The sequence below is a fragment of the Arthrobacter sp. CAL618 genome, assembly GCF_000468215.1.
Taxonomy (GTDB): domain Bacteria; phylum Actinomycetota; class Actinomycetes; order Actinomycetales; family Micrococcaceae; genus Arthrobacter_D.
Map to the genome: position 1 here is coordinate 1 of NZ_ASZW01000227.1, position 4,514 is coordinate 4,514.

4 protein-coding genes and 1 pseudogene (1 of these 5 running past the window's edge) are annotated in these 4,514 nt (G+C 66.0%); all 5 read left to right on the top strand.

Annotated features, from left to right (window positions below; genetic code table 11):
* A partial coding sequence (locus K728_RS0113480) for a helix-turn-helix transcriptional regulator (RefSeq protein ID WP_443110986.1) occupies positions 1–2,021 on the top strand: 2,021 nt, incomplete at its 5' end.
* An 82-nt stretch (positions 2,022–2,103) separates the two neighbouring features.
* Positions 2,104–2,421 (top strand): hypothetical protein, encoded by a 318-nt coding sequence (locus K728_RS0113485; protein ID WP_051317697.1) that lies wholly within the window; start codon positions 2,104–2,106, stop codon positions 2,419–2,421.
* A 62-nt stretch (positions 2,422–2,483) separates the two neighbouring features.
* A complete protein-coding gene (gene tatA, locus K728_RS0113490; protein WP_024477041.1) occupies positions 2,484–2,783 on the top strand; it encodes a Sec-independent protein translocase subunit TatA in 300 nt (99 codons plus the stop codon).
* A 60-nt stretch (positions 2,784–2,843) separates the two neighbouring features.
* On the top strand, positions 2,844–3,629 hold the full coding sequence (gene tatC / locus K728_RS0113495; protein WP_024477042.1) for a twin-arginine translocase subunit TatC: 786 nt from the start codon (positions 2,844–2,846) through the stop codon (positions 3,627–3,629).
* 55 nt (positions 3,630–3,684) lie between these two features.
* Positions 3,685–4,514 (top strand): annotated as a pseudogene (locus K728_RS19455) (DEAD/DEAH box helicase); it runs 1,988 nt beyond the window's last position.

The following is a 4,514-nucleotide window of genomic DNA, read 5'->3' on the forward strand; positions in this document are numbered from 1 at the left end:
GGGGCGCAGTGTGCCCCGGCCCTCCTCATGCGGGTACTCTTTCCAACGTGTCAGCTAAACGAACCGAACGCCTTCTCTCCCTGGTCATGCTGCTGCTCTCCACCCAGCGTGGCTACTCCAAAGAGGAACTGTTCAACGAAATAGAGCTTTACGGTGGGGCGCCCACCCCCGCCGCCCGGGAAAAGCTCTTCGACCGGGACAAGGCCATGCTGCGTGAACAGGGCATCCCCGTCCAGTCGTTCAGCGACGACCCGGCGTTCGACCACGACAACTCGATTCGGCGTTACCGGATCGACGCCGCCGAATACCGTCTCCCGGCGGTCACCTTCACCGCCGAGGAGTCTGCTGCGCTGACCCTCGCCGCCGGGATGTGGGATGTCGCCACCCTCGACTCGGCCGCCGCCCGGGCGCTGCGGAAGCTCCAGGATCGCGGTGCTGCCCGCGAGGACGCAGCCGCCATGCTCGTGGAACCGCGCATCCGCACCAACGAACCGCACTGGGATGAGGTCTGGCGCGCCACCACCTCCCGCCGGCCCATTTCGTTCGGCTATCGCGCGGCGAGCACCGGCAGGGAGGAACAGCGGCAGCTTCAGCCCTGGGGCATGGGTAGCCGCTACGGGCACTGGTATGTGGTTGGCCGTGACCTTGACCGGGGTGAGGAGCGGTATTTCAGGCTCTCCCGCATCACCACCGCGCCAGTCCTGCTCGATGGATCCTTTGACGTCCCCGAAGATTTCACGATGCTTGCCTCGCTGGCCTCCCTCGACCGGGCCCGCGAGCCGTTCGAAGCGGTGGTCGCTGTCCGGCCCGACACCTGCCACCTGTTGCGTACCCGACGCGGTGCGCGGAGCGACGGTGCCAGCGACGGCTGGGACCTGCTCCGGTTCCCGTACGGTGACACCGGCGAAACCGCAGCCGATATTGCAGCCTTCGGCCCGCGGGCGCGGGCGATCGCACCGCCGGAGCTGGTGGCCCTGACTGGGGAGCAGCTCACCCAGGCCGCCGCTACCCAGGACGGGCCGTTCCCTGACCTCGAGTTCACCACGGCAGCGCGCCGACCGGCCCGCCCCAAGACCTCGGCTGATGCTCATTTGCGCCGCCTCCTCGACCTGGTGCCGTACCTGCTCGATCATCCCGGCGCGAACATGGATGAGACGGCCGCCCACTTTGGCGTTACCCGCACGCACCTGGCCGCCGACCTCGAGCTCCTGTTTGTCAGTGGCCCCCGCTACTACCCGGATGGGCTGATCGAAGTCAGCCTCGACGAGGACCGGATCTTCCTCAGCAATGCCGACAACCTGGCCGAACCGCTCCGCCTGAACCTTGATGAGGCCTGCACCCTCATCGTCGGCCTGGATACCCTCCGGCGGCTACCGGGACTGGACCCGGGCTCAGCGGCAGCCACCGCCCACGCCAAGCTCACACAGGCGGCCGGCGACGCCGGCCGTGCGGGCAGTGCCATCGCCGCGACCCTGACCGAGGAAGCGGTCGGGTCAACCCTTGAAACCGTCCAGGAAGCCCTCCGGTCCCGGGTCCGCCTGGAACTGACCTATCTGGTGCCCACACGGGACGAGGTTACCCAGCGCACCGTCGAACCGATCCGGGCATTTTCCCGGCACGATAGCTGGTACCTCGAGGCGTGGTGCACCAGCGCCCGGTCGGTCCGGAACTTCCGCCTCGACCGGATGCAGGCCGTCAGACTCACCACTGATCCGGTGGACGCCGGGCGGCAGCCCGAAGCCGACGGCGACGACGGTGTCCTGTTCCGGCCAACGCCCGGCGATGAGCTTGTCACCTTGCTGCTGCACCCGCCGGCCCGATGGGTGGCTGAACACTACGCCGCCGAGCGAACCCAGGAACTCGCTGATGGCCGCCTTGCTGCGGAAATCAGGGTGGCCACCACCGGGTGGATTCCTGGCCTCATCAGCAGGTTGGGGGGAGCTGCCGCTGTCGCCGGTCCCGAGTCACTTCGGCGCGAGTGCTCGTCGTGGTTGGCTGCGGCCCTGGCGAACCGACCCTGACCTCGGTCGAGGCGGTTCCGGCTGTCCCCGCTGCCGTCCCGGCTCCATTAGACTTAGGGGTATGCCTTGGTGGACGTGGATTGTGATTTGGGTGGCCCTGCTGGCGCTGAGCCTGTTGGTACTGGCCGCGCTCGGTTACTTCCTGTTCCGGAAGGTCAAGGCCCTCCTCAAAGAGGTTGAGCACGCCAGCGAGGTGCTGGACCGCACGACCAACCCGCCCACTGGCGGTGACGGAGCCGTCAGGGAGCCCAACATCGCGGTCTTCAGGGATCCGGGAACGGTCCGAAACGAAGGCGCCGAGGCCAAGGCGCTGCGGATCGCCTACCGGCGAGAACGCCGGATTCGGCGCAGGGTTGGCCGCGGACAGCCGGTAAGCCTTCGAGACCTCCCACACGTGTGACACCCAACCGGGGCATCACCCACCAGCGTCGCCCCGGTTGAGAACTATGAAAGGATTTCATCATGAGACCTGAAGGTTGGGCACTAGTTGCCATCATCGTCGTCGCCCTGCTGCTCTTCGGCGCCCCGAAGCTGCCCGGGCTGGCCCGCAGTGTGGGCCAGTCGTTGCGGATTTTCAAGTCCGAGGTGAAGCAGATGAAGGACGACAACCCGAACGACGCATCCGAGCCGGGTTCCCCGGTTGAAGGACGCATTGTTCCTCCGGCGCGCACCGCCACCGACCAGCCGGATCAGACTGGGACGGCCGCACCCGGACAGCACAATCCACCGGGGTCAGCCGATCCGTCCTCCCGCACACCCTAGGGTAAGCGGGCGGTGCCAAAGGTGAGCGGCAGGAGCCGCAAATCCAATCCTGAGGGTCGGATGGCCCTCAGGGAGCACCTGAAAGAGGCCCGAAACCGACTGATCAAATCGGGCATTGCACTGGTGTTGGCCACCGTTGTTGGTTTCTTCATCTACAACCCGGTCCTCACAGCTCTCTCCCAACCCATCCTGGACCTCAATGCCAGAGAGGGCAGGGAAGCCGTCCTGAACTTCGACGGGGTCGCCTCACCATTCGACCTCCTGGTTCAGGTCTCGGTCTTCATCGGAGTCATCCTGGCCAGCCCCGTCTGGCTCTACCAGTTCTGGGCCTTCATCACCCCCGGGCTGAAGACCAAGGAGCGCCGCGTGGCGCTCGCCTTCATCGCCGTCGCGGTTCCCCTGTTCCTGGCCGGCATCTACCTCTCCTGGCTGGTGTTGCCGAACGCGGTGCGGGTCCTCACCGACTTCACCCCCAGCGGGTTCTCGAACATCATCCTGGTGACTGCCTACATCACGTTCGTGCTGCGCCTGATGCTGGCGTTCGGTATCGCCTTCCTTTTGCCGGTGGTCCTGTTCGGATTGAATCTGGTGGGGATCCTCACCGGCAAACAAATCCTCAAGGCCTGGCGGATCACCGTCTTCCTGATCTGCGTCTTCGCGGCGATGGCCGCACCGGGCGGCGACGCCCTCGGCATGCTCTACCTGGCGGCACCCATGCTGGTGTTGTTCTTCATTGCCATCATGCTGTGCCTGCTCAATGACAAACGCCGCGATCGTCGGCGGGCCGCCCAGGACGCCGAGGTGGAGGCCAGCGCCGACACAGCATCCGACCTGGACGGACTCTGACGTCCACCCCGACTGGTTGCCAGGTGACGAGCCGGGAGAGATTAGGCTAGATCGTATGACCTCCCCCGCCGAGCGGTACCAGCTAGCACGGGCGCGTACCGCACACACCACCACTTCACTGTTTCAGTTCGAGCAGACCCTGGGGTTCGACCTGGACCCATTCCAGCGGGACGCCTGCGTCTGTCTCGAGGCCGGCCGCGGGGTGCTCGTGGCGGCGCCCACGGGAGCCGGGAAAACTGTGGTGGGAGAGTTCGCCGTCTACCTGGCCCTCGAGAAGGGCCTGAAAGCGTTCTACACCACCCCGATCAAGGCGCTGAGCAACCAGAAGTATTCCGAGCTCTGCGCGGTGTATGGGGCAGACCGGGTTGGGCTGCTCACCGGCGACACGTCAATCAACCCTGACGCCGCCGTGGTAGTGATGACCACCGAGGTGTTGCGGAACATGCTGTATGCGAACTCGGACACCCTCGACGACCTCGGCTACGTGGTGATGGACGAGGTGCATTACCTCGCCGACCGCTTCAGGGGCGCCGTCTGGGAGGAAGTAATTATCCATCTGCCCTCGGAGGTGCGGCTGGTCTCCCTGAGTGCGACAGTCTCAAATGCTGAGGAGTTTGGCGCGTGGCTTGATACGGTGCGCGGCCAGACCGATGTGGTGGTCTCGGAGCATCGACCGGTTCCGCTCTGGCAGCACGTCATGGTGGGACAGAACCTCCTCGACCTCTTCGCCGGCGACGTGGCCTTCGACGAGGCCGCGCCCGCCGGTCCGGATGCGGGAGCCGAGGACCGGTACGAGGTCAACCCTGAACTCCTTGAACTCGCCAGTTCGGAGACCCGGCTCAACCAGCGTGCCGGGTGGGGAACGGGCGGCGGGTCACGGCGGGG

Coding starts and splice junctions, on each gene's coding strand:
- tatA (WP_024477041.1), top strand. CDS start 2,484: ATGAGACCTGAAGGTTGGGCACTAGTTGCCATCATCGTCGTCGCCCTG.
- tatC (WP_024477042.1), top strand. CDS start 2,844: ATGGCCCTCAGGGAGCACCTGAAAGAGGCCCGAAACCGACTGATCAAA.